Here is a 3,432-nt window from a genome sequence, read left to right as displayed (position 1 = left end):
AGACGGTGGTCTCTGCATCGCGCAGGCCCGAGAAGGCGCCGGTGCCGGCGAAATTCTCGACTTCCACGCCCAGCTCTGGGTTGGGCCTGAAGCCGGACTGCCGCGCCCGCCCCTCGGCCGCTGCCACGTCGGCCTCAGCGGCCGCGAGGGTCGGCGAGGTTGCGGCCGCGCGCGCCAGCGCTTCAGCCAAGGTGATCGGTTCGGCGGCAGCGGCGGTCGCCAGTACGTTCAACGCGGCCGCAATGGCGGTTGCGGCGCAGCCAGCCGCGAAACGCGGCAGGCGATATCTTGTCGATGGCATGAATCATGTCCCAGAGGTTCCAGACGGAGTCGACGCGCACGGCGGCGCGAGAACCGTCAGGCTCTGGGGGGACGTTCCAGGCCGCCCGGCGCACAAGACGCGAGCGGGTCCGCCGATGGCCGCAACGGACTGGACTGAGCAGCCAAGCTGACATTGAGGGGCGGCAGCGTCGACAGCAGGGTCACGCCGCTGTGGTGGCAATGGCCGTGGGCGCAAAGAGCCTGACCGTCCTCATTGACCGGATCACCATGATCCTGAGGGGCTTCAGCCAGGACCGTGGAGATGCAACGGCCCGATGCCGGGAAGTCGCAGGTCGCGGCCTCGGCGGAAGGCGCCAGGGCGAGCAGGGTGACAACCAGCGCGAACAGCGCCGTGATCATCCAGTGTCTAGCCGAGAGGGAGCCCATGCCGCCCTCTACCATGAAACGGCGCTTTGGCAAGGAATGTAACGTCGCAGTGCCGAAGCGGCCGCAGATGCGGCGACGACTGAAAACCAGGTCCGGCTCCGGTCATGCCTGAAATGCGCAGGCGTCGGCCGGCAACGCCACGGGCGCCTCGAAATACGAGGGAACAGAAGGGCGGAGACGTCTTGAATCTTTACAGGAGACAAGATGCGCAACCCGGAGACTGAGACCGTCGACTACATCGCGGGCGACCTTTCCCGCAGAAAGCGCGGGAAGAAGCCCGGATCGGCCGGGGCCACGGAAACGCCGGGAGCCACCCCGGCCCCCGAGGGCGTCGCCGCGCGCCGCCGAGCCTTCCGCCATGATCGAGGAAGGCGAGCGTCCTGATCCTGACCATGGCTCGGTCGAGGGGCTGGCCTCCGCAAATCGCTCCGGAGGCATGATCGGCGAAGGGTGATCGCGGATCGGGCCACCGCTCGGGTCATAGCTCCGCGGCCTTTGGCCCCAAAGCCTGATGCGACGAGAAAGCCAGGTTGCGATGCACGTCCTCGACAGTGTTTTCCGGGCGTTGCAGCCTATATCTCCAGCGGCTGGATGTTCCTCCGGCGCGTTTCGACTGGCGATTCGACATGTCCTCCGCATTCCGAACCATCGGCAAGCTGTCAGTCGCAGCTGGCGTCAAGATTCCGACGATCCGGTACTACGAGCAGATCGGTCTTCTGCCGAAAGCGCCCAGGACGGCGAGCGACCGCCGGCTCTATGACGACCCCGCCTTGCGGCGGCTGTCGTTCATCCGCCACGCCCGCCAACTGGGCTTCGATCTGAACGCCATTCGATCCCTGCTTGATCTGTCGGATCATCCGGACCGGCCCTGTGGCGAGGCCAACATCATTGCGGAGCGGCATCTTGCGGAAGTGGTCGAGAAGATCGCCCGGCTGCAGGCGTTGCGGACGGAGTTGACGCGCATGACCGGCGAGTGCGCCGGCGGCCGGGTATCGGCCTGCAAGGTGATCGAAGTGCTTCACGATCATGATCTGTGCGCGGCGGGCGACCACCGGGCGTCTACGGTCGCAGACTTCAGAGCTTGAGGGCCGACCTCTGGCGAAGCACGCTCCTGCAGTCGCCACTTCTGACGATTTAAGCGCCTGATCGGCGCCTATCTCGCCATAGGTGGCGAGTTATCACCACAACGGCGTGCAGAAGCACGCCCGGCAATTCGTGAACGGCCATCCGTAGGGCGTGGACCTCAAGTTTCCTCACGGCAGAGCGCGGTGAGCCTACCAGCCTATCGTGCTGCTCACGGCCATGCGGAGAATAGGGACCGTATTCTCCGCAAAATGCGCGGTGATTGTCCTTTCCACGGCGGTGAAGTTGCCCGACCATCGTCGGCGCTATCGACTGGCGGGCTTACGTCGCAATCTCGATTGTGGTCCGGCGAGCCCGGATAGAGATCCGCCGCCTCTTGACTTGTACGCCACATCGACGTACACACTTTTCAAGTTTTCAGGATTACAGAGGCAGCCATGCTCGCTTTCAAGGATGAAGTCAGCGCGCTCGACGAGCGTAGCACGGAACGGATGAACTTCCGGACCAAGCCGCGCATCAAGCAAGCTATCCAACGCGCCGCGGCCTTGGCCGGCGTGGACGACTCTGTCTTCACGATGAACGCGGCCTATGAGTCAGCCCTGAACACCATCGAAGCCCATGAGCGCACGGTTCTGGCTCCGCTCGACCATGCGGCCTTCTTCGCCGCCATGGATGCGCCCCCGCCCCCCACGGACAAGCTCCGCGCCGCCTTTGCCCGTCATCGCGAGACGGTCGCCAGTCGGTGAGCGCCGGCGAAGCCGAAGCCCTGAACATCATTGAGCCGTTCAATCCTGACAAGCATGATCGGGCGGCTTTTTCCTGCGGCATCGATCAGGTCGACAATTTCTTCAAGAAGACGGCGAACAAGCTGTCAAAGGCTGACAATCTGCGTGTCTGGGTGATGACCGTCGCCGGGGGCGGCCTGATCGGCTTCTACGCCACCAACGCCCACAGCGTCGATTACCAGGACCTTCCCGCCAAATATGCGCGGACCCGCCCCGGCCATGGCCAAATCCCCGCCGCCTATATCTCGATGATCGGGGTCGATCAGGGTTTTCAGGGCAAGGGCTATGGCGGCGACCTGCTGATCGATTGCCTGCGCCGCCTCGCCCAGGCCAGCGAGGCGCTCGGCGTCGCCGTGGTGATGCTGGATGTTCTGGATTGCGGCGATCCCGAACAGCGCGAGCGGCGGTCGGCGCTCTACAAGGGTTATGGGTTCGAGTCCCTTCCCACCAACCCCTCGCGGCTCTTCCTGCCCATGACCACCGTGAAGGCGCTGATCGCCGAAGAGCCTTGAGGCGCGCCGACGCCCGGCTGACGCCTTCTAGGACAGCCGGCCGCCAAGTTTCCCAAGGAGCCGGATGTAGATCAACTCGGCGACGAGCTCGGTCAGCGTCTGAGTGACGATGATCGCCGGGACCAGGGGAATGGCGCCCGGCACGGCCAGGGCCAGCGGCAGGATGACCAGGGAGTTGCGGGTTCCGGCGCTGAAGGCGATGGCGCGGCCAGCCTCGGGCGTGAGACGGGCCAGACGCGACCCGGCCCAACCCACGACAGGCGCAACCACGGCGAACACCACATAGACCGGCACGACGCTCAGGGTGCTGTCCAGGGTCTGTCCGAGCTGCGGCACGACGGCGG

Annotated in this window: 4 protein-coding genes and 2 pseudogenes; 3 read left to right on the top strand and 3 right to left on the bottom strand. The window is 65.2% G+C overall.

The window, feature by feature from the left end:
• Both Q0588_RS11995 and Q0588_RS11990 read right to left on the bottom strand, forming a co-directional pair.
• Positions 1-301, bottom strand: a pseudogene (locus Q0588_RS11995) (TolC family protein); the annotation flags it as partial.
• A 56-nt stretch (positions 302-357) separates the two neighbouring features.
• On the bottom strand, positions 358-681 hold the full coding sequence (locus tag Q0588_RS11990) for a hypothetical protein (protein WP_292127951.1): 324 nt from the start codon (positions 679-681) through the stop codon (positions 358-360).
• A gap of 653 nt (positions 682-1,334) precedes the next feature.
• Here Q0588_RS11990 and Q0588_RS11985 point away from each other — a divergent pair.
• The 3 genes from Q0588_RS11985 to Q0588_RS11975 all read left to right on the top strand — a co-directional run bounded on the left by Q0588_RS11985 (position 1,335) and on the right by Q0588_RS11975 (position 3,088).
• A complete protein-coding gene (locus tag Q0588_RS11985; protein ID WP_298746334.1) occupies positions 1,335-1,793 on the top strand; it encodes a helix-turn-helix domain-containing protein in 459 nt (152 codons plus the stop codon).
• 435 nt (positions 1,794-2,228) lie between these two features.
• Complete coding sequence (locus Q0588_RS11980) at positions 2,229-2,537, top strand: DUF1778 domain-containing protein (RefSeq protein ID WP_298746332.1); 309 nt, start codon at positions 2,229-2,231, stop codon at positions 2,535-2,537.
• Entirely contained in the window at positions 2,534-3,088 is a 555-nt protein-coding gene (locus tag Q0588_RS11975) for a GNAT family N-acetyltransferase (RefSeq protein WP_298746330.1), read from the top strand. Before Q0588_RS11980 ends, Q0588_RS11975 begins: the two co-directional genes overlap by 4 nt.
• A gap of 27 nt (positions 3,089-3,115) precedes the next feature.
• On the opposite strand, the pseudogene Q0588_RS11970 reads toward Q0588_RS11975, so the two are convergent.
• Positions 3,116-3,432, bottom strand: a pseudogene (locus tag Q0588_RS11970) (arsenic resistance protein); the annotation flags it as partial.

The sequence above is a fragment of the uncultured Brevundimonas sp. genome (assembly GCF_937870815.1).
Taxonomy (GTDB): domain Bacteria; phylum Pseudomonadota; class Alphaproteobacteria; order Caulobacterales; family Caulobacteraceae; genus Brevundimonas.
Note: the sequence above shows the minus strand (reverse complement) of the source record. Positions and strands in the feature narration are given on the sequence as shown.

Coding starts and splice junctions, on each gene's coding strand:
- Q0588_RS11990 (WP_292127951.1), bottom strand. CDS start 681: ATGATCACGGCGCTGTTCGCGCTGGTTGTCACCCTGCTCGCCCTGGCG.
- Q0588_RS11985 (WP_298746334.1), top strand. CDS start 1,335: ATGTCCTCCGCATTCCGAACCATCGGCAAGCTGTCAGTCGCAGCTGGC.
- Q0588_RS11980 (WP_298746332.1), top strand. CDS start 2,229: ATGCTCGCTTTCAAGGATGAAGTCAGCGCGCTCGACGAGCGTAGCACG.